The organism is Enterobacter cloacae complex sp. SHL012, assembly GCF_049237505.1.
GTDB classification, from domain to species: Bacteria; Pseudomonadota; Gammaproteobacteria; order Enterobacterales; family Enterobacteriaceae; genus Enterobacter; species Enterobacter kobei.
This window is the reverse complement of record NZ_JBMKIZ010000001.1, coordinates 1,337,900-1,358,285: the sequence shown is the minus strand read 5'-3', so window position 1 is coordinate 1,358,285 and position 20,386 is coordinate 1,337,900. Positions and strand designations below refer to the sequence as shown.

The following is a 20,386-nucleotide window of genomic DNA, read 5'->3' as shown; positions in this document are numbered from 1 at the left end:
CCGATTATTCACAACATTACGCGCCAGCGTGATGGGGCGTGCTCTACTCATAAAAGGGGACAACAATGAAAATCATGGCTATTTGTGGGTCTGGCCTGGGCAGCAGTTTTATGGTCGAAATGAACATTAAAAAGGTGCTCAAAAAGCTGGAAATTGACGCCGAGGTTGAACACTCCGATCTCTCCTCCGCCACGCCGGGCGCGGCTGACCTGTTCGTGATGGCAAAAGATATTGCCGCCAGCGCCAGCGTACCGGAAAGCCAACTGGTGGTGATCAATAACATCATTGATATCAACGAACTTGAAGCGCAACTGCGCGCCTGGTTCGAAAGACAATAATCCTGATAAGGCGAGGTGGATATGTTTATCCTTGAAACGCTGAATTTCGTTGTTGATATTTTAAAAGTCCCTTCGGTGTTGGTCGGATTAATTGCCTTGATCGGTCTGGTTGCGCAGAAAAAAGCGTTTTCAGATGTGGTGAAGGGAACCATTAAAACGATTCTTGGTTTTATTGTGCTGGGCGGTGGCGCCACGGTGCTGGTGGGGTCATTAAATCCATTGGGGGGTATGTTCGAGCACGCCTTTAATATTCAGGGCATCATTCCCAATAATGAAGCGATTGTTTCGATTGCGCTGGAAAAATACGGTGCCTCTACCGCGCTGATAATGGCGTTTGGGATGGTGGCGAATATTATCGTCGCGCGCTTTACCCGTCTGAAGTACATCTTCCTGACCGGGCACCACACGTTTTACATGGCGTGCATGATTGGCGTAATTCTCACCGTGGCGGGCTTTGAGGGGGTAGGGCTGGTCTTTACCGGATCGCTGATCCTCGGCCTGATTATGGCTTTCTTCCCGGCCATTGCGCAGCGTTACATGAAGCGCATCACCGGCAACGATGAGATCGCCTTCGGCCACTTTGGCACCCTTGGCTACGTGCTGTCTGGCTGGATTGGCAGCAAAGTCGGCAAAGGCTCTCGTTCAACCGAAGAGATGAACCTGCCGAAGAACCTGAGCTTCCTGCGCGACAGTTCGATCTCTATCTCCCTGACGATGATGATTATCTACCTGATCATGGCGGTGAGCGCCGGGCGGGAGTACGTCGAAGCCACCTTCAGCGGCGGTCAGAACTACCTGGTTTATGCCATTATCATGGCGATCACCTTCGCGGCGGGCGTTTTCATCATCCTGCAGGGCGTGCGCCTGATTCTGGCGGAAATCGTCCCGGCCTTTACCGGCTTTTCTGAAAAACTGGTGCCGAACGCACGTCCCGCGCTGGACTGCCCGGTGGTCTACCCGTATGCGCCAAATGCCGTGCTGATTGGCTTCCTGTTCAGCTTCCTCGGGGGGATTGTCGGGCTGTTCATCTGCGGGCAGTTCAGCTGGGTGCTGATCCTCCCGGGCGTCGTGCCGCACTTCTTTACCGGTGCAACGGCGGGCGTGTTCGGTAATGCCACCGGCGGACGTCGCGGGGCGATGATAGGCGCCTTCGCCAATGGTCTGCTGATTACCTTCCTGCCGGTTCTGCTGCTGCCGGTGCTGGGCGCGATTGGCTTTGCTAACACCACCTTCTCGGACGCCGATTTCGGCGCGGTGGGGATTGTGCTCGGTAACCTGGCGCGCTTCCTGTCACCGCTTGCCATCACCGGGCTGGTCGTGGCGCTGTTCGCGCTGCTGGTGGCCTACAACCTGTTTGCGAAAAACAAACCTGCGGGCGGTAACGCGCAGGAAAATACCGGAGCCAAATCATGAATGAGAATGAGATAACCGAGCTGGCGCGCCAGATTCGCCTTGAGACGCTGAAATCGCTGACGCAGCTCGGATTTGGACACTACGGCGGCAGCATGTCGGTGGTCGAAACGCTGGCCGTGCTGTACGGCGCGGTGATGAAAATCGACCCGGCGGATCCGGACTGGCCAGAGCGTGACTACTTTGTCCTGTCGAAAGGACATGCGGGCCCGGCGCTGTACAGCACGCTGGCGATCAAGGGCTACTTCCCGGTGGAGGAGCTGAGCACCCTGAATCAGAACGGTACGCGTCTGCCGAGCCATCCGGATCGCCTGAAAACGCGCGGCGTGGATGCGACCACCGGTTCGCTGGGGCAGGGGATTTCCATTGCTGGCGGGATGGCGCTATCGCACAAGCTCGCGGGGCGACCGAATCGGGTTTTCTGCATTGTCGGTGACGGCGAGCTGAACGAGGGACAGTGCTGGGAAGCCTTCCAGTTTATTGCCCACCATCGTCTGAACAATCTGACGGTATTCGTCGACTGGAACAAACAGCAGCTGGATGGCGAACTGGATGAAATCATTTGCGCGTTTGACCTCGAAGGGAAATTCCGTGCCTTTGGTTTTGACGTGGTGACCGTGAAGGGAGACGACATTCCGGCGCTGCTGGACGTGACGTCGCGCGTGCCGGCGAAAGACGCCCGCCCGCAGGTGGTGATCCTCGACAGCATTAAAGGGCAGGGGGTGCCGTATCTCGAACAGCTCAGCAATTCGCACCACCTGCGATTGACCGCGGAGAGCAAAGCGGCCCTCAACGAGACGATTCGCCAACTGGAGGCTTCACATGATTAAGGTTGCACCGGCAGGACAGAAAGACGCCGTTGAGATGCGCAAGGTCTACGCGGGCTTCGTGGCAAAGCAGATTGAGGCCGGAAGCGAGATTATCGCCCTGGAAGCGGACCTGATGAGTTCGATGGCGATGGACGGCGTGGCGCGTGATTATCCGCAGCACGTGATTAACTGCGGCATCATGGAGGCCAACGTGATCGGTACAGCTGCCGGGCTGTCGCTCACCGGTCGCAAACCGTTCGTGCATACGTTCACCGCGTTTGCCAGCCGACGCTGCTTCGACCAGCTGTTTATGTCCCTGGACTATCAGCGTAACAACGTGAAGGTGATAGCCTCGGATGCTGGCGTGACGGCCTGTCACAACGGCGGGACGCATATGTCGTTCGAGGATATGGGCATCGTGCGCGGTCTGGCGCACTCGGTGGTGCTGGAGGTGACCGACGCGGTGATGTTTGACGATGTGCTGCGCCAGCTTATCGATCTGGAAGGCTTCTACTGGGTACGCACCATCCGTAAGCAGGCGCCGAGCGTGTATGCGCCGGGCTCAACCTTCACCATCGGCAAAGGCAACGTGCTGCGTGAGGGAAGCGATATTACGCTTATCGCCAATGGCATTATGGTAGCGGAAGCGCTGGAGGCGGCGCGTCAGCTGGAGCAGGAGGGGGTCAGTGCAGCGGTTATTGATATGTTCACCCTGAAGCCCATCGACCGTATGCTGGTGAAAAACTACGCTGAGAAAACCGGGCGCATCGTGACCTGTGAAAACCACAGCATTCACAACGGCCTTGGCTCGGCGGTGGCGGAAGTGCTGGTGGAAACCTGCCCGGTGCCAATGCGACGCGTGGGGGTGAAAGAGCGTTACGGTCAGGTGGGGACGCAGGACTTCCTGCAGAAGGTGTACGGCCTGACGGCACATGACATCGTGTCGGCGGCGCGAGAGCTGCTGTAATAAAAAAGGCGACCCTTTGTGGTCGCCTTTTTGTTGCCCGGTGGCGCTAGCGCTTACCGGGCCTACGGTCCTGTAGGCCGGATAAGCGAAGCACCATCCGGCAAGACCTTACAATTACTGCTGCTGTGAAGACTGGATCGCCGTCAGCGCGATGGTATAGACGATATCGTCAACCAGCGCACCACGGGACAGGTCGTTCACAGGTTTGCGCATACCCTGCAGCATTGGCCCGATGGAGATCAGGTCTGCTGAACGCTGTACCGCTTTATAGGTGGTGTTACCGGTGTTCAGATCCGGGAAGATGAACACGGTAGCGCGACCTGCAACCGGAGAGTTCGGCGCTTTGGATTTTGCCACGTCAGCCATCACGGCGGCGTCGTACTGCAGCGGACCGTCGATCATCAGATCCGGACGTTTTTCCTGAGCAATACGGGTCGCTTCACGCACTTTCTCTACGTCGCTACCTGCACCAGAAGTACCGGTGGAGTAGGAGAGCATCGCAACGCGCGGCTCGATGCCGAAGGCAGTCGCGGAATCTGCGGACTGAATAGCGATCTCAGCCAGCTGCTCTGCGGTTGGATCCGGGTTGATCGCGCAGTCGCCGTAAACATAAACCTGTTCAGGCAGCAGCATGAAGAACACGGAGGAGACCAGAGAACTGCCCGGTGCGGTTTTGATCAGCTGCAGCGGTGGACGAATGGTGTTTGCGGTGGTGTGAACTGCACCGGAAACCAGACCGTCAACTTCGTCCTGCTCCAGCATCAGCGTACCCAGCACCACGTTGTCTTCCAGCTGCTCGCGCGCAACGGCTTCGGTCATGCCCTTGCTCTTACGCAGTTCAACCAGACGGGCAACGTAGCTTTCACGAACCACTTCAGGGTCAACGATTTCGATGCCCGCACCCAGCTCAACGCCCTGAGACGCCGCAACGCGGTTGATCTCATCCGGGTTACCCAGCAGCACACAGGTCGCGATGCCGCGCTCTGCACAGATAGCCGCCGCTTTAACGGTACGTGGCTCGTCACCTTCTGGCAGAACAACGCGTTTGCCCGCTTTACGCGCCAGCTCGGTCAGCTGGTAACGGAATGCAGGAGGAGACAGACGGCGGCTGCGCTCGGAGGTCGCGGTCAGGGATTCGATCCAGTCTGCGTTGATGTAACCTGCAACGTATTCCTGAACTTTCTCGATACGCTCGTGGTCATCAACCGGCACTTCCAGGTTGAAGCTCTGCAGGCTCAGGGAGGTCTGCCAGGTGTTGGTATTCACCATGAAGACCGGCAGGCCAGTGGCAAACGCGCGTTCGCACAGCTTGCTCACGCGTGGGTCCATCTCGTAAGCGCCGGTCAGCAGGATGGCACCGATCTCTACGCCGTTCATCGCCGCCAGACACGCTGCAACCAGCACGTCAGGACGATCGGCAGACGTTACCAGCAGGGAACCTGCGCGGAAGTGTTCCAGCATGTGCGGAATGCTACGCGCACAGAAGGTCACGGACTTCACGCGGCGGGTATTGATATCGCCTTCGTTGACGATGGTCGCGTTCAGGTGACGCGCCATATCGATTGCACGGGTGGCAATCAGATCGAAGCTCCAGGGTACCGCGCCGAGAACAGGCAGCGGGCTGGAATCCTGCAGTTTAGCCGGATCAACTTTGATGACTTTCGCTTTGGAAGAGTCGTCGAAGATCTCAGACAGGTCTGGGCGAGTACGGCCCTGATCGTCAACCGGGGCGTTCAGTTTGTTCACGATCACGCCGGTGATGTTGGTGTTTTTCGTGCCGCCGAAGCTGCTGCGTGTCAGTTCGATACGCTCGTTCAGCTGTTCCGGGGTATCAGTGCCCTGGGACATGACGAAAACGATCTCTGCGTTCAGGGTTTTCGCGATTTCAAAGTTCAGAGACTGAGCAAACTGGTGTTTGCGCGTCGGGACCAGACCTTCAACCAGCACCACTTCTGCGTCCTGCGCATTTGCATGGTAGTTGGCGATGATCTCTTCCATCAAAACGTCTTTTTGGTTGCTGGAGAGCAGCGACTCAACGTGACTCATCTTCAGCGGTTCAGCCGCAGGCAGATTGGAGTTTTTGCGAACGATGGTGGTGGTCTGGTCAGGCGCATCGCCACCGGCACGAGGCTGGGCGATTGGCTTAAAGACGCTCAAACGAACGCCTTTGCGTTCCATAGCACGGATTACGCCAAGGCTGACGCTGGTCAGGCCGACGCTGGTTCCGGTAGGGATCAGCATAATAGTACGGGACACGGTTTATCCTCTTTCGTTACCGCCGACACGGGGCGGGTTACAAAACAGCACCGCCAGCATTGCTGGCGGTGTGGAATCAGGCAGTCAGGCGGTGTGCGTCTTGCGCGATGACCAGCTCTTCGTTAGTTGGGATAACGATAGCCGGACGGGTGCCTTCTTTGTTGATGAAGCCAGACTTGCCGAAACGCGCAGCCAGGTTACGCTCGTGATCAACGTCGAAGCCCAGAACGCCGAGTTTGCCCAGAGACAGTTCACGAACCATAGCCGCGTTCTCACCGATACCACCGGTGAAGATAACCGCGTCCAGACGACCGTCCATCAGCGCAGTGTAAGAACCGATGTATTTCGCCAGACGGTGGCAGTAAACGTCCATTGCACGTTTAGCGTCTGCTTTCTCTGCGTAGTTGTCTTCAACATAGCGGCAGTCGCTGGTGACTTCGGTCAGACCCAGCAGGCCAGACTCTTTAGTCAGCATTTTGTTGATGTCGTCAACGCTCATGCCCAGAGTGTCGTGGAGGTGGAAGATGATCGCCGGGTCGATGTCACCGGAACGGGTACCCATCACCAGACCTTCCAGCGGGGTCAGACCCATGGAGGTATCAACACATTTACCGTTGCGGATAGCAGAAACAGAACCACCGTTGCCCAGATGGCAGGTGATGATGTTCACTTCTTCAACAGGTTTGTTCAGGATTTTTGCGGCTTCCTGAGTCACAAAGAAGTGGCTGGTGCCGTGCGCGCCGTAACGACGTACGCCGTGCTCTTTGTACAGGCTGTATGGCAGGGCATAGAGGTAAGACTCTTCCGGCATGGTCTGATGGAACGCGGTGTCGAACACGGCCACGTTTTTGTCTTTCAGATTCGGGAAGGATTTCAGCGCTTCAGCGATACCGATCAGGTGCGCCGGGTTGTGCAGCGGAGCAAAAGAGGCAGAATCTTTGATGCCCTGGATAACAGATTCGTCGATCACGACGGAGCTGGTGTATTTTTCGCCGCCGTGGACGATACGGTGACCAATCGCAGTCAGCTGAGCAGACAGTTCTGGTTTTTGTGCCAGAATAGTGTTAACGATAAAGTTCAGCGCTTCACTGTGAGCGGCGCCTGCACCTAAAGCCGCTTCTTGTTTGCTGCCGTCCATCTTCCACTTGATACGTGCTTCAGGCAGATGGAAACATTCGGCCAAACCAGAGAGGTACTCGTCACCGTTGAGCGCATCGATGATGGCGAATTTCAGTGAGGAGCTACCGCAGTTCAGAACCAGTACTAACTTACTCGACATGGAAGTACCTATTATTGATACGTGGCTAAAAAAACGTCAGTGAGTCTAACAGCGTAACGCATGATGACTCGGACATTTATGATTAACATCATGCCAAACAAACATTGTGGCATGATGGAAGAAATAACTATGATTTTATGCCATTTTGCACAATTTTCAGCCAATGGCATAATGTGCGATAATTTGACGAGTGAATGATTCTCGTCTATGGCCCAATCAGGCTGGCACAGGATACCCGATACGGGGTAGCGATGACAAAATATTTTGAACGTTGTCATAGCCTGTTGTGGTTTTGCACAAAAATTTTAATTTTTATACGTGAAGTTGAGGTAAAGCCATGTCGACACCCGAAACCCCTACCGTGAATTTCTTCAGTCTGTTTCGTCGGGGACAGCATTACGCAAAGACGTGGCCGATGGAAAAGCGCCTTGCGCCAATGTTTATTGAGAATCGCACCATCCGCGCCACGCGCTACGCGATTCGCTTTATGCCCCCTGTCGCCATTTTTACCCTGTGCTGGCAAATAGCGTTAGGCGGACAGCTTGGCCCGGCCGTGGCGACAGCACTCTTTGCGTTAAGCCTGCCGATGCAGGGGCTGTGGTGGTTAGGAAAACGGTCCATCACGCCACTGCCACCTTCTATTTTACACTGGTTTTATGAAGTCCGTGGAAAACTGGAGGAGGCCGGGCAGGCGCTTGCTCCGGTTGAAGGCAAGCCTGATTACCAGGCGCTGGCGGACACGTTAAAGCGCGCTTTTAAGCAGTTGGATAAAACATTCCTCGATGACTTGTGATTGATCATCGAAACGACCAACAAAAAAAGGCACAGTAACAAACCGTTACCGTGTCTTTTTTTTACAGTGCAATGCGCTACAGGAGTCGAAAGATGGAAATGACCCATGCTCAACGTCTGATTTTGTCTAACCAGTACAAAATGATGACAATGCTTGATCCCGATAACGCTGCGCGCTACAGCCGCCTGCAGACTATCGTCGAACGGGGGTTTGGTTTGCAAATGCGCGAACTGGACCGCGAGTTTGGTGAGTTGAAAGAAGAAACCTGCCGCATCGTGATCGACATTATGGAGATGTACCACGCGCTGCATGTTTCCTGGACTAATCTCAAAGATCAGCAGTCCATTGACGAGCGCCGTGTCACCTTCTTAGGCTTTGATGCAGCGACGGAAGCGCGTTATCTGAGCTATGTCCGCTTTATGGTGAATACCGAAGGGCGTTATACCCACTTCGATGCGGGTACCCACGGCTTTAACGCGCAGACCCCAATGTGGGATAAATACCAGCGCATGCTGAGCGCGTGGCACGCCTGCCCGCGTCAGTACCATTTAAGCAGCAACGAAATTCAACAAATCATTAATGCCTGACGGAGGTGCGTGTGCAGTGTAGAGGTTTTCTGTTTGATCTGGACGGTACGCTGGTGGATTCGCTGCCGGTTGTGGAGCGTTCATGGTGCCATTGGGCTGGCAGGCATGGTATCGACCATCAGGACGTACTGAATTTCATCCATGGCAAGCAGGCCATTACATCATTGCGGCACTTCTTAGCGGGGCGTTCTGAGGAAGAGATTCAGGCGGAGTTCACATACCTGGAGCAGATTGAGGCCACCGATACGGAGGGTATCACTGCACTGCCTGGCGCACGCGAACTGCTTGAACATCTTAACGAAGCGCAGATCCCGTGGGCTATCGTCACGTCCGGCTCTGTTCCGGTCGCGCATGCCCGTCACAAAGCGGCCGGTTTACCGAAGCCCGAGGTGTTCATTACCGCTGAACGCGTTAAACGCGGCAAGCCAGAGCCGGATGCGTTTCTGCTTGGCGCTGAACTGCTGGGCCTCGCTCCCGCTGAGTGCGTGGTCGTGGAAGACGCGGCGGCCGGCGTGCTGGCCGGGCTGAACGCCGGGAGTCACGTCATTGCCGTTAACGTTCCGGCGGGGTCTCCCCGGCTGAGTGAGGCGGACTTTGTGCTGGATTCCCTGACGGCACTGGCGGTGTCTAAGGCGCCCGATGGCGTTGTAACCGTCTCGCTAAAAATGTAATCCCATGATTTAGCCCCACGTTGCTGGGGCTTTTTTATGGCAAAATTCCTCATCTTCCACTGACAAGGATAGGTTGTGAACGGTGAACTGATTTGGGTCCTGAGCCTGCTTTTAATCGCCATTATTCTCTTCGCCACAGGCAAGGTGCGCATGGATGCCGTTGCCCTGTTTGTCATCGTCGCGTTTGTGCTGAGCGGCACGCTTACGCTACCGGAAGCTTTCTCCGGGTTCAGCGATCCTAACGTTATCCTGATTGCCGCCCTGTTTATTATTGGCGACGGCCTGGTGCGCACCGGTGTGGCGACCATCATGGGCGCGTGGCTGGTTAAAGTGGCCGGCAGCAGTGAAACCAAAATGCTGATCTATCTGATGCTGACGGTTGCCGGGCTGGGGGCGTTTATGAGCTCAACGGGCGTGGTCGCTATTTTTATCCCGGTGGTACTGAGCGTCTCCATGCGGATGCAAAGCTCGCCGTCGCGACTGATGATGCCTCTGAGTTTTGCCGGTTTGATAAGCGGTATGATGACGCTGGTGGCGACGCCGCCGAACCTGGTCGTCAACAGTGAGCTGCTCCGGGAAGGTTTTCAGGGCTTCAGCTTTTTCAGCGTCACCCCGTTGGGTCTGGTGATTCTGGCGATGGGCGTGGTCTATATGCTGCTGACCCGTTTTGCCCTGAAAGGCGAGAACCAGGACAAAAACAAAGACGGGTGGAAGCGGCGCACTTTCCGCGATCTCATCAAAGAGTACCGCCTCACCGGGCGGGCACGGCGTCTGGCCATTCGCCCCGGCTCGCCGATGGTCGGCCAGCGTCTTGACGACCTGAAACTGCGCGAGCGCTATGGGGCGAACGTGATCGGCGTGGAACGCTGGCGCCGTTTTCGCCGGGTGATCGTCAACGTCAATGGCGTATCGGAATTTCGGGCGCGTGACGTCCTGCTGATCGATATGTCCACTGCGGATGTGGATTTGCGCGAGTTCTGCAGCGAACAACTGCTGGAGCCAATGGTGCTGCGCGGGGAGTATTTCTCCGATCAGGCGCTGGATGTCGGTATGGCTGAAGTCTCGCTGATCCCCGAGTCCGAACTGTTGGGCAAAACCGTGCGCGAAATGGGGTTCCGCACCCGGTATGGCCTGAACGTCGTGGGGCTGAAGCGCGACGGCGTGGCGATGGAAGGGGCCGTCGTGGATGAACCGATCCTGCTGGGGGATATCTTCCTTGTGGTGGGAAACTGGAAGTTGATTAGCCAACTCGGGCAAAAAGGGCGTGATTTTGTGGTGCTCAACATGCCGGTTGAGGAGAGCGATGCGTCTCCGGCGCACAGCCAGGCGCCGCACGCGATTTTTTGTCTGGTGCTGATGGTCGCGCTGATGCTGACCGATGAAATTCCAAACCCCATAGCCGCCATCATTGCCTGTCTGCTGATGGGGAAATTCCGCTGTATCGACGCCGAGAGCGCTTATAAAGCCATTCACTGGCCGAGCATCATTCTTATCGTGGGGATGATGCCTTTTGCCCTCGCGCTGCAAAAAACCGGCGGGGTAGATTTAATCGTTAAGGGGCTCATGGACATGGGCGGCGGGTACGGACCGTATTTGATGATGGTGTGCCTGTTCATTATGTGCGCCACGATCGGGTTGTTTATCTCCAATACCGCCACGGCGGTGCTGATGGCACCCATTGCGCTGGCGATGGCGAAATCCATGGGCGTGTCACCCTACCCGTTTGCGATGATGGTGGCGATGGCGGCTTCCGCGGCATTTATGACGCCGGTTTCATCCCCGGTCAATACGCTGGTTCTGGGGCCAGGAAATTATAAATTCAGTGATTTTGTAAAGATTGGCGTGCCATTCACCGTGCTGGTGATGGTGGTGTGCGTGGTGTTAATTCCGGTTTTATTCCCGTTTTAGCGTGAGCGCAGAAACGTAGGCCGGGTAAGGCGAAGCCGCCACCCGGCTAAAATTACAACGGTGAATCCTGGCTAATCTCATCCAGCGATAAATGGAAGCTCGGCACAAACACCTGCATGAAGTAGTCCATCTCTTCGCTGCGGCGGGATGCCAGCGTTTTTTCCAGACGCGTTTTCGCCAGTAAAAACTCGTTATTGCCCGCAGACAACTCTTCAAGACACTTCAGATAGGCGCACAGCGCGTCGGCCTGTTTGACCAGCGACTTTTCATCTTCCGTATACTGATGCTCGTCGATGAGCGGTTCAAAGATATCGCGCAGCTCCTCCGGCACCATGTCGATCAACTTCTGCTGGGCGATTTTCTCAATGGCCTTATATTCCTGCGCAATCTGCGAGTTGAAATATTTCACCGGCGTCGGCAGATCCCCGGTTAACACTTCTGACGCGTCGTGGTACATCGCCAGCAATGCGATGCGCTCGGCATTCACCTGCCCGTTAAATTTGCGGTTTTTAATGGCGGCCAGCGCGTGCGCGACCATGGCAACCTGAAGACTGTGCTCTGATACGTTCTCTGTTCGCACGTTGCGCATCAGCGGCCAGCGGTTGATAAGTTTCAGGCGGGAGAGGTGGGCAAAGAAATGACTCTGACTCATAGGTTACCTTTTGTCTTCACTGCGACAGGACTTCATTGTGCGGGGAGGGGAGGCAAGATGCAAATTTGCGGATTTTGTAGGCCGGGTAAGCGCAGCGCTACCCGGCAGAATGGCTACGTTACTGATGATAACCTGAGAGGAATCGCCCGAAGCGGCTGATAGCCATTTCGAGATCGTCCTCGCGCGGCAGCGTCACGATACGCACATGGTCCGGCCACGGCCAGTTAAATGCCGTCCCCTGAACCAGCAGCACTTTTTCCTGCAACAGGAAATCGAGCACCATCTTCTGATCGTCGTGAATATTGAAGCGCTTCGCGTCGATTTTCGGGAACATATAGAGTGCCCCATTTGGCTTCACGCAGGAGACGCCCGGGATATCGTTGATCAGCTCCCACGCGCGGTTACGCTGTTCGTACAGTCGGCCACCAGGGACGATAAACTCGCTGATGCTCTGATAGCCACCGAGCGCGGTTTGGATTGCATGTTGTGCCGGCACGTTGGCGCAAAGACGCATAGACGCCAGCATTTCCAGCCCTTCAATATAGCCTTTGGCGTGCTTTTTCGGGCCGTTGAGTACCATCCAGCCCTGGCGGAAACCGGCCACGCGGTAGGTTTTAGACAGGCCGTTAAAGGTAACGGTCAACAGGTCCGGGGCCAGCGCGGCAATGGAGTGGTGTTGCGCCGCGTCATAGAGGATCTTGTCGTAAATTTCGTCGGCAAAAATGATCAGGTTGTGCTGGCGGGCGATCTCAACGATCTCCATCAACAGCTCTTTTGAGTAGACCGCGCCCGTCGGGTTGTTCGGGTTGATAATTACGATGCCGCGCGTGCGAGGGGTAATCTTCGCGCGAATATCATCCAGATCCGGGAACCAGTCAGAGGATTCGTCGCAAAGATAATGGACAGCTTTACCGCTGGACAGTGATACGGCAGCCGTCCACAGCGGATAGTCTGGCGCGGGAACCAGCATTTCGTCACCGCTGTTCAGCAGCGCCTGCATGGCCTGGACGATCAGTTCAGATACACCGTTGCCAATGTAGATATCTTCTACGGTAACGTCACGCATGCCGCGAGCCTGGTAGTGCTGCATAATGGCTTTACGTGCGGAATAAAGTCCTTTTGAGTCGCAATAGCCTTGCGCTGTGGGCAGGTTGCGGATCACATCAACCAGAATCTCATCCGGCGCTTCAAAACCAAATGGCGCAGGGTTACCAATGTTGAGCTTCAGAACCTTATTGCCTTCTTCCTCAAGGCGTTTTGCCTCTTTCAGAACCGGGCCACGTATGTCATAACAGACGTTATCTAGCTTGCTGGATTTTTCGATAGGGGACATGAACCTTTAACCTTTTCGCTATTATTGCCACTCCCTGCCGTGGAAGTCAGCACGGAATAATGTACTCCCCCCACGCTTCGTTTTGAAGGGTGTGCAGTAGAAGATTTTGTGCATGTTGTGAAATTCTGGTGAATCTTTTTTGCTGTTTGTTGACGCTTTTACTGTCGTAACGTAAGGTCAAATGCGCTAGTCAAGGGTGATTGTGCTGAAAATAATTGTAAAAAATGGATATTATCCCGGTGGAAAATAAATGACCCGTAGAGGAGAGACAGAAGTCACGCTGCGTGACTTTTCGTAAAACCTGAGTGTTGAAAAAATCTTGCAGTAATAGCCTGCAGCGGCTAAAAGTTACTCATGTGAAAATAATGTTAAGTGTTATTAATGAATGACCTTAATCGAAATTAAAATTTATTTATTATTAACCAACAAAATGCAACTTTAGTTAATTTTAATAAAATTAGTTGAGAACCTTAACAAAGCGCTTTACTCCTTAATATTGCAATAAGACTTATAAATAAAGTGGATTTGGGTTAAGATGTCTTTAGGTAAAGCAGATGAAAGATACCCAAATGTTGTATATCTGAAACTGGTTTTCCGATTTAATTGATTGTTATTGTTAGAGTTATCTCTGGCTGGAATGTGTAAAACATCTCCTGCTACGTTGACAGCGCTGCGATAAAGATGGCAGAAAAGGTGTCACGCCTTTAATGTAATTTACATAAACCTGCGAACATCTAAATATCCTGAACGTTTAAGAGAATAAAAATATCGTCATGAAACGTGCTTTCTGACTGTTGATATAAAGCAGCACAATAACTATCTGTCAGGCAGTCTGCCGGGCCGGGATGCGAGGGAAAATCTTCAGAGGGAATTGCTTAACTGTTACACACACAGCTTCAACCCGGGCAGCTCCGCACGAGCAACCTGAAAGTGAATAGATATGATAAATGCAAATCGTCCGATAATGAATCTCGACCTCGATCTGCTGAGAACGTTTGTTGCGGTCGCCGATCTCAACACTTTTGCAGCAGCTGCTGCCGCCGTCTGCCGAACTCAGTCCGCCGTTAGCCAGCAAATGCAGCGGCTTGAGCAACTGGTCGGTAAAGAGCTTTTTGCCCGTCACGGACGCAATAAGCTCTTAACGGAACACGGTATTCAGCTACTGGGTTATGCCAGGAAAATTCTTCGCTTTAATGATGAAGCATGTATGTCACTTATGTTTAGCAACCTTCAGGGGGTGTTAACCTTAGGGGCATCTGATGAGTCAGCGGATACGATATTACCGTTTCTTCTCAACCGAATTAGTTCGGTTTATCCGAAGCTTGCGCTGGATGTGAGCGTCAAGCGCAATGCTTTTATGGTTGAGATGTTAAATGAGAATAAGGTCGATCTGGTGGTCACCACGCATCGTCCCGGGCAGTTTGATTGCCTGACGTTGCGCAGATCGCCAACGCACTGGTATTGCGCGGCTGAATATGTGTTGCAAAAAGGGGAGCCCGTTCCACTGGTTTTACTGGACGATCCGAGCCCTTTCCGCGATATGGTGCTGACGGCATTAAATGAAGCCAATATTCCATGGCGTCTGGCGTATGTAGCGTCCACGCTGCCTGCGGTGCGTGCCGCCGTCAAAGCAGGACTTGGCGTAACGGCCCGTCCGGTGGAGATGATGAGCCCTGACCTGCGCGTTCTCGGTAAATCTGATGGTCTTCCTGCGCTGCCAGATACTGAGTATCTGCTTTGCCATAATGCGTCCAGTCATAACGAGCTGGCGAAAGTGGTGTTCGAGGCGATGGAAAACTACCATAACCCGTGGCAGTACGAGCATGTTACCTCCGAAGGAGGGGATGATTCCCTGATCGTTGAAGGTGACTTTGAGTGATCAAACGCTCAAAATTCTGGTAACAAAATGTAAGTGTAAAAAAAAGCCACTCGTGTCGTTTTCGCACGCAGTGGCTTTTTTTTGTCAATATTATCCCTGTTTGACGAAGGGGCTTCATAAATAGGGTCTATTTATCAATGTTATAAATGCTTTTGCTTAAATTCTGTTCGTTTTCAGTTCTAACTTCATCCATAACCTAACGATGTTAAAAAAACAGCAAATATGTTGCTGGTTTTTTGGTTGAATTAACAAAAGCGTGTCTCAGATCAAGAAAATACTCCTATTTGGGGGGAGGAATCGTTGGCAAATCCTGTCAAAATAGGAGGGTTATTTTTTTTACTTCCAAAACGGACACGATTCAACAACCTGCATTTGACGGAAAGTCATGTACCCACCAGGGTTAAAGGGCACCAAATGTTAATGAGAATCGCTCGATGTAATTTAATGTGAAGAAACCTTTGTTAAAGTTGACAAAAGGTTATAGAAAGGAGTAAAAAACCCCATCATTTTGCTGTCTACGTCTCATTTCAGACAGTTAGTGTAAGGTTATTTGTTCCTCCCCATGAATCGATGTGATGCCTATCTGCCAGCAAGAGCAGTGTCGTCGGTATCACTTTTGATGAGTAAGCAATGAGTATGTCAACATCCACAGAAGTCATCGCTCATCACTGGGCATTCGCAATCTTTCTTATTGTAGCCATTGGCCTGTGCTGCCTGATGTTAGTCGGCGGCTGGTTCCTGGGCGGTCGCGCCCGTGCAAGGCACAAAAACACACCTTTCGAATCAGGTATTGATTCAGTAGGTTCCGCTCGCTTACGCCTGTCTGCCAAGTTCTATCTGGTAGCGATGTTCTTCGTCATCTTCGACGTGGAAGCGCTCTACCTGTTCGCATGGTCGACCTCCATCCGCGAAAGTGGTTGGGTGGGCTTTGTCGAGGCCGCAATTTTCATTTTAGTGTTACTGGCCGGTCTGGTTTATCTGGTGCGTATTGGCGCGCTTGACTGGACGCCTGCGCGTTCACGTCGTGAACACATCAACCCGGAAAACAGTATCTCTAATCGTCAGCAGTAACAGCGAGGCAATAAGATGGATTATACGCTCACCCGCATAGACCCTAACGGTGAGAATGACCGTTACCCCCTGCAAAAACAGGAGATCGTAACCGACCCCCTGGAGCAAGAAGTCAACAAAAGCGTGTACATGGGCAAACTCGAACATGCCATGCACGATATGGTCAACTGGGGTCGTAAGAACTCTATCTGGCCCTACAACTTTGGCCTTTCTTGCTGCTACGTTGAAATGGTGACGTCATTCACTGCGGTGCATGACGTTGCGCGTTTTGGCGCCGAGGTACTGCGTGCATCCCCGCGTCAGGCTGACCTGATGGTGGTAGCCGGTACCTGCTTTACCAAGATGGCACCTGTTATTCAGCGTCTTTATGACCAGATGCTGGAGCCAAAATGGGTTATTTCCATGGGCGCATGTGCAAACTCTGGCGGCATGTACGACATTTATTCCGTTGTGCAGGGCGTTGATAAGTTCATTCCGGTGGATGTTTACATCCCGGGCTGCCCGCCGCGTCCAGAAGCCTACATGCAGGCGCTGATGCTGCTGCAGGAGTCTATCGGTAAAGAGCGTCGTCCGCTTTCATGGGTTGTTGGCGATCAGGGTGTCTACCGCGCGAACATGCAATCTGAGCGCGAGCGTAAACGTGGTGAACGTATTGCCGTCACCAACCTGCGTACGCCTGACGAAATTTAATTTGCGCCTGTGGGCCTGGAGAACACCTTCGCATATCACTACTCAAATAGCGCGAAGCCAGGCTTAACAGTCACCACGGACCATTTGCAATGGTGAACAATATGACCGACTTAACCGCGCAAGAAGCCGCATGGCAGACACGGGATCATCTGGATGACCCCGTCATTGGCGAACTGCGCAACCGTTTTGGGCCGGATGCCTTTACCGTTCAGGCGACCCGCACCGGGGTACCCGTTGTTTGGGTGAAGCGTGAACAATTACTGGAAGTGGTCGATTTCCTCAAGAAATTGCCAAAACCTTACGTCATGCTGTTTGACTTACACGGCATGGATGAGCGTCTGCGTACTCACCGCCAGGGTCTCCCTGCTGCGGATTTTTCCGTTTTCTACCACCTGATCTCAATAGACCGCAACACGGATATCATGCTCAAGGTGGCATTGTCTGAAAACGACATGCATCTGCCGACGATCACCAAACTTTTCCCGAACGCGAACTGGTATGAGCGTGAAACCTGGGAAATGTTCGGCATGACCTTCGACGGTCACCCACATCTGACGCGCATCATGATGCCGCAGACCTGGACCGGCCACCCGCTGCGTAAAGACTACCCGGCACGAGCAACCGAATTCGACCCGTTTGAGCTGACCAAAGCCAAGCAGGATCTGGAGATGGAAGCACTGACCTTCAAGCCGGAAGACTGGGGCATGAAGCGCGGTACCGAAAACGAGGACTTCATGTTCCTCAACCTCGGTCCGAACCACCCGTCTGCGCACGGTGCATTCCGTATTATTCTTCAGCTTGATGGCGAAGAGATTGTCGACTGCGTTCCTGACATCGGTTACCACCACCGTGGTGCTGAGAAGATGGGCGAGCGTCAGTCCTGGCACAGCTACATTCCGTATACCGACCGTATCGAGTACCTCGGCGGTTGCGTCAACGAAATGCCTTACGTGCTGGCCGTTGAGAAACTGGCGGGTATCGTTACGCCGGATCGCGTTAACGTGATTCGCGTAATGCTGTCAGAACTGTTCCGTATTAACAGTCACCTGCTGTATATCTCCACGTTCATTCAGGACGTCGGCGCGATGACCCCGGTCTTCTTCGCCTTTACCGATCGTCAGAAAATCTACGATCTGGTGGAAGCGATTACCGGTTTCCGTATGCACCCGGCCTGGTTCCGTATCGGCGGTGTGGCACACGATCTGCCGCGCGGCTGGGATCGTCTGCTGCGTGAATTCCTTGACTGGATGCCAAAACGTCTGGCCTCTTACGAGAAAGCCGCACTGCGCAACACCATCCTGAAAGGCCGTTCCCAGGGCGTTGCTGCCTACGGCGCAAAAGAAGCGCTGGAGTGGGGGACGACAGGTGCAGGTCTGCGTGCGACCGGTATTGATTTCGACGTGCGTAAAGCCCGTCCTTACTCTGGATATGAGAACTTCGACTTTGAAGTCCCGGTGGGCGGCGGTGTTTCCGACTGCTACACCCGCGTGATGCTGAAAGTGGAAGAACTGCGCCAGAGTCTGCGCATCCTTGAGCAGTGCCTCAACAATATGCCGGAAGGCCCGTTCAAAGCGGATCACCCGCTGACCACGCCGCCACCGAAAGAGCGCACGCTGCAACATATCGAAACCCTGATCACTCACTTCCTGCAGGTTTCCTGGGGCCCGGTCATGCCGGCGCAAGAATCCTTCCAGATGATTGAAGCGACCAAGGGTATTAACAGTTACTACCTGACCAGCGACGGCAGCACCATGAGCTACCGTACCCGCGTGCGTACGCCGAGCTTTGCGCACCTGCAGCAGATCCCGTCCGCCATTCGCGGCAGTCTGGTCTCCGACCTGATTGTGTATCTGGGTAGTATCGATTTTGTTATGTCAGATGTGGACCGCTAATTATGCACGAGAATCAACAACCACAAACCGAGGCTTTTGAGCTGAGTGACGCAGAGCGTGCCGCCATTGAGCACGAGATGCACCACTACGAAGACCCGCGTGCGGCGTCCATTGAAGCGCTGAAAATCGTACAGAAACAGCGTGGTTGGGTGCCGGATGGGGCGATCTACGCGATCGCAAAAGTGCTGGGTATTCCGGCCAGTGACGTAGAAGGCGTAGCCACGTTCTACAGTCAGATCTTCCGTCAGCCGGTGGGCCGCCATGTGATCCGCTACTGTGACAGCGTGGTCTGCCACATTACCGGTTATCAGGGCATTCAGGCTGCCATTGAGAAGAAACTCAATATCAAGCCGGGCCAGACCACGTTCGATGGTCGCTTTACTCTGCTGCCAACCTGCTGCTTGGGTAACTGCGACAAGGGGCCGACCATGATGATTGATGAGGATACTCACAGCCATCTGACGCCGGAAGCGATTCCTGACCTGCTGGAGCAGTACAAATGAAAACTGTAATTCGTACTGCTGAGACGCATCCGCTGACCTGGCGTCTGCGTGATGACAAACAGCCGGTATGGCTTGACGAATACCAGAGCAAAAACGGCTATGCCGGTGCGCGTAAAGCCCTTGGCGGCATGGCGCCGGACGACATCGTTAACGCGGTGAAAGAGTCGGGCCTGAAAGGCCGCGGCGGCGCAGGTTTCTCCACCGGTCTGAAGTGGAGCCTGATGCCGAAAGACGAATCCATGAACATCCGTTACCTGCTGTGTAACGCGGATGAAATGGAGCCGGGCACCTATAAAGACCGCCTGCTGATGGAACAGCTGCCGCACCTGCTGGTGGAAGGCATGCTGATCTCCGCGTTTGCACTGAAAGCCTACCGTGGCTACATCTTCCTGCGCGGTGAGTACATCGAAGCGGCGGAAAACCTGCGTCGCGCGATTGCCGAAGCCACCGAAGCCGGCCTGCTGGGTAAAAACATCCTGGGCACTGGCTTTGACTTTGAACTGTTCGTGCACACCGGTGCAGGGCGATATATCTGCGGTGAAGAGACCGCGCTGATTAACTCCCTGGAAGGCCGCCGCGCGAACCCGCGTTCCAAGCCACCGTTCCCGGCAAGCTCCGGCGTATGGGGTAAACCGACCTGCGTCAATAACGTTGAAACCCTGTGTAACGTTCCGGCTATCCTCGCCAACGGCGTGGAGTGGTATCAGGGCATCTCTTCAAGTAAGGATGCCGGTACCAAGCTGATGGGCTTCTCCGGTCGCGTGAAAAACCCGGGTGTCTGGGAACTGCCGTTCGGTACCACCGCACGCGAAATTCTTGAAGACTACGCGGGCGGCATGCGTGATGGCCTGAAATTCAAAGCCTGGCAGCCAGGTGGGGCAGGGACAGACTTCCTGACCGAAGCCCACCTTGACCTGCCGATGGAATTCGAAAGCATTGGTAAAGCAGGCAGCCGTCTGGGTACGGCGCTGGCGATGGCCGTCGACCACGAGATCGGCATGGTTTCGCTGGTGCGTAACCTGGAAGAGTTCTTTGCCCGCGAGTCCTGCGGCTGGTGTACACCTTGCCGTGACGGACTGCCGTGGAGCGTGAAGATCCTGCGTGCTATCGAACGCGGCGAAGGTCAGCCGGGCGATATCGAGACACTTGAGCAACTGTGTCGATTCCTTGGCCCTGGTAAAACCTTCTGTGCCCACGCACCGGGTGCCGTCGAGCCGCTGCAGAGCGCGATTAAATATTTCCGCGACGAATTCGAAGCAGGCATCAAGCAGCCGTTCAGCAATACCCATTCTATCAATGGGATTCAGCCGAACCTGCTGAAAGCACGCTGGTAAAGACAGAATTTTGA

Annotated in this window: 18 protein-coding genes; 14 read left to right on the top strand and 4 right to left on the bottom strand. The window is 54.1% G+C overall.

Going from position 1 to position 20,386, the window contains the following annotated elements; translation table 11 throughout:
• The first annotated feature begins 65 nt into the window (after positions 1-65).
• Genes ACOTY9_RS06380 through ACOTY9_RS06365 form a run of 4 tightly spaced genes read left to right on the top strand, consistent with a single transcriptional unit; the run spans position 66 to position 3,524 of the window.
• Complete coding sequence (locus tag ACOTY9_RS06380; RefSeq protein ID WP_014884648.1) at positions 66-338, top strand: PTS sugar transporter subunit IIB; 273 nt, start codon at positions 66-68, stop codon at positions 336-338.
• Positions 339-359: 21 nt separating this feature from the next.
• Complete coding sequence (locus ACOTY9_RS06375) at positions 360-1,751, top strand: PTS ascorbate transporter subunit IIC (RefSeq protein ID WP_014884647.1); 1,392 nt, start codon at positions 360-362, stop codon at positions 1,749-1,751.
• Positions 1,748-2,578 carry a transketolase gene (locus ACOTY9_RS06370; protein ID WP_023338574.1) on the top strand — a complete coding sequence of 277 codons (831 nt, stop codon included), beginning with the start codon at positions 1,748-1,750 and terminating at the stop codon, positions 2,576-2,578. Before ACOTY9_RS06375 ends, ACOTY9_RS06370 begins: the two co-directional genes overlap by 4 nt.
• Complete coding sequence (locus tag ACOTY9_RS06365) at positions 2,571-3,524, top strand: transketolase family protein (RefSeq protein ID WP_058691111.1); 954 nt, start codon at positions 2,571-2,573, stop codon at positions 3,522-3,524. Before ACOTY9_RS06370 ends, ACOTY9_RS06365 begins: the two co-directional genes overlap by 8 nt.
• A 114-nt stretch (positions 3,525-3,638) precedes the next feature.
• On the opposite strand, the gene pta is transcribed toward ACOTY9_RS06365, so the two are convergent.
• Together pta and ackA are read right to left on the bottom strand one after the other, a co-directional pair.
• Complete coding sequence (gene pta, locus ACOTY9_RS06360) at positions 3,639-5,780, bottom strand: phosphate acetyltransferase (protein ID WP_014884644.1); 2,142 nt, start codon at positions 5,778-5,780, stop codon at positions 3,639-3,641.
• A 76-nt stretch (positions 5,781-5,856) separates the two neighbouring features.
• Positions 5,857-7,059, bottom strand: a complete 1,203-nt coding sequence (gene ackA, locus ACOTY9_RS06355) for an acetate kinase (RefSeq protein WP_014884643.1) — start codon at positions 7,057-7,059, stop codon at positions 5,857-5,859.
• A 337-nt stretch (positions 7,060-7,396) separates the two neighbouring features.
• Here ackA and yfbV point away from each other — a divergent pair, with 337 nt between their 5' ends.
• The 4 genes from yfbV to ACOTY9_RS06335 all read left to right on the top strand — a co-directional run bounded on the left by yfbV (position 7,397) and on the right by ACOTY9_RS06335 (position 11,018).
• Entirely contained in the window at positions 7,397-7,852 is a 456-nt protein-coding gene (gene yfbV, locus ACOTY9_RS06350) for a terminus macrodomain insulation protein YfbV (RefSeq protein WP_014884642.1), read from the top strand.
• 92 nt (positions 7,853-7,944) lie between these two features.
• Complete coding sequence (locus ACOTY9_RS06345; RefSeq protein ID WP_008502874.1) at positions 7,945-8,439, top strand: YfbU family protein; 495 nt, start codon at positions 7,945-7,947, stop codon at positions 8,437-8,439.
• 11 nt (positions 8,440-8,450) lie between these two features.
• Positions 8,451-9,110 carry a sugar phosphatase gene (locus ACOTY9_RS06340; protein ID WP_421637316.1) on the top strand — a complete coding sequence of 220 codons (660 nt, stop codon included), beginning with the start codon at positions 8,451-8,453 and terminating at the stop codon, positions 9,108-9,110.
• Positions 9,111-9,185: 75 nt separating this feature from the next.
• A complete protein-coding gene (locus ACOTY9_RS06335) occupies positions 9,186-11,018 on the top strand; it encodes an SLC13 family permease (RefSeq protein ID WP_023338572.1) in 1,833 nt (610 codons plus the stop codon).
• Positions 11,019-11,070: 52 nt separating this feature from the next.
• Here ACOTY9_RS06335 and yfbR read toward each other — a convergent pair whose 3' ends face one another.
• Complete coding sequence (gene yfbR, locus ACOTY9_RS06330; RefSeq protein WP_023330968.1) at positions 11,071-11,670, bottom strand: 5'-deoxynucleotidase; 600 nt, start codon at positions 11,668-11,670, stop codon at positions 11,071-11,073.
• 118 nt (positions 11,671-11,788) lie between these two features.
• Positions 11,789-13,003, bottom strand: a complete 1,215-nt coding sequence (alaA, locus tag ACOTY9_RS06325) for an alanine transaminase AlaA (RefSeq protein WP_003861471.1) — start codon at positions 13,001-13,003, stop codon at positions 11,789-11,791.
• Positions 13,004-13,943: 940 nt separating this feature from the next.
• On the opposite strand from alaA, the gene lrhA reads away from it, so the two are divergent.
• The 6 genes from lrhA (at position 13,944) to nuoF (ending at position 20,372) form a co-directional block, all read left to right on the top strand.
• On the top strand, positions 13,944-14,882 hold the full coding sequence (gene lrhA, locus ACOTY9_RS06320) for a transcriptional regulator LrhA (RefSeq protein ID WP_014884638.1): 939 nt from the start codon (positions 13,944-13,946) through the stop codon (positions 14,880-14,882).
• A gap of 630 nt (positions 14,883-15,512) precedes the next feature.
• Positions 15,513-15,953, top strand: a complete 441-nt coding sequence (gene nuoA / locus ACOTY9_RS06315; protein ID WP_014171000.1) for an NADH-quinone oxidoreductase subunit NuoA — start codon at positions 15,513-15,515, stop codon at positions 15,951-15,953.
• A 15-nt stretch (positions 15,954-15,968) separates the two neighbouring features.
• Positions 15,969-16,643, top strand: a complete 675-nt coding sequence (gene nuoB, locus ACOTY9_RS06310) for an NADH-quinone oxidoreductase subunit NuoB (protein ID WP_003861482.1) — start codon at positions 15,969-15,971, stop codon at positions 16,641-16,643.
• 89 nt (positions 16,644-16,732) lie between these two features.
• Entirely contained in the window at positions 16,733-18,535 is a 1,803-nt protein-coding gene (gene nuoC, locus ACOTY9_RS06305) for an NADH-quinone oxidoreductase subunit C/D (RefSeq protein ID WP_014884637.1), read from the top strand.
• A gap of 2 nt (positions 18,536-18,537) precedes the next feature.
• Positions 18,538-19,038 (top strand): NADH-quinone oxidoreductase subunit NuoE, encoded by a 501-nt coding sequence (gene nuoE / locus ACOTY9_RS06300; RefSeq protein WP_014884636.1) that lies wholly within the window; start codon positions 18,538-18,540, stop codon positions 19,036-19,038.
• Complete coding sequence (gene nuoF / locus ACOTY9_RS06295; RefSeq protein ID WP_003861487.1) at positions 19,035-20,372, top strand: NADH-quinone oxidoreductase subunit NuoF; 1,338 nt, start codon at positions 19,035-19,037, stop codon at positions 20,370-20,372. Before nuoE ends, nuoF begins: the two co-directional genes overlap by 4 nt.
• Positions 20,373-20,386 lie beyond the last annotated feature (14 nt).

Excerpts from the sequence above, each read along its gene's own strand:
- ACOTY9_RS06380 (WP_014884648.1), top strand. The coding sequence starts at position 66 with ATGAAAATCATGGCTATTTGTGGGTCTGGCCTGGGCAGCAGTTTTATG.
- ACOTY9_RS06375 (WP_014884647.1), top strand. The coding sequence starts at position 360 with ATGTTTATCCTTGAAACGCTGAATTTCGTTGTTGATATTTTAAAAGTC.
- ACOTY9_RS06370 (WP_023338574.1), top strand. The coding sequence starts at position 1,748 with ATGAATGAGAATGAGATAACCGAGCTGGCGCGCCAGATTCGCCTTGAG.
- ACOTY9_RS06365 (WP_058691111.1), top strand. The coding sequence starts at position 2,571 with ATGATTAAGGTTGCACCGGCAGGACAGAAAGACGCCGTTGAGATGCGC.
- ackA (WP_014884643.1), bottom strand. The coding sequence starts at position 7,059 with ATGTCGAGTAAGTTAGTACTGGTTCTGAACTGCGGTAGCTCCTCACTG.
- yfbV (WP_014884642.1), top strand. The coding sequence starts at position 7,397 with ATGTCGACACCCGAAACCCCTACCGTGAATTTCTTCAGTCTGTTTCGT.
- ACOTY9_RS06345 (WP_008502874.1), top strand. The coding sequence starts at position 7,945 with ATGGAAATGACCCATGCTCAACGTCTGATTTTGTCTAACCAGTACAAA.
- yfbR (WP_023330968.1), bottom strand. The coding sequence starts at position 11,670 with ATGAGTCAGAGTCATTTCTTTGCCCACCTCTCCCGCCTGAAACTTATC.
- alaA (WP_003861471.1), bottom strand. The coding sequence starts at position 13,003 with ATGTCCCCTATCGAAAAATCCAGCAAGCTAGATAACGTCTGTTATGAC.
- lrhA (WP_014884638.1), top strand. The coding sequence starts at position 13,944 with ATGATAAATGCAAATCGTCCGATAATGAATCTCGACCTCGATCTGCTG.
- nuoA (WP_014171000.1), top strand. The coding sequence starts at position 15,513 with ATGAGTATGTCAACATCCACAGAAGTCATCGCTCATCACTGGGCATTC.
- nuoB (WP_003861482.1), top strand. The coding sequence starts at position 15,969 with ATGGATTATACGCTCACCCGCATAGACCCTAACGGTGAGAATGACCGT.
- nuoC (WP_014884637.1), top strand. The coding sequence starts at position 16,733 with ATGGTGAACAATATGACCGACTTAACCGCGCAAGAAGCCGCATGGCAG.
- nuoE (WP_014884636.1), top strand. The coding sequence starts at position 18,538 with ATGCACGAGAATCAACAACCACAAACCGAGGCTTTTGAGCTGAGTGAC.
- nuoF (WP_003861487.1), top strand. The coding sequence starts at position 19,035 with ATGAAAACTGTAATTCGTACTGCTGAGACGCATCCGCTGACCTGGCGT.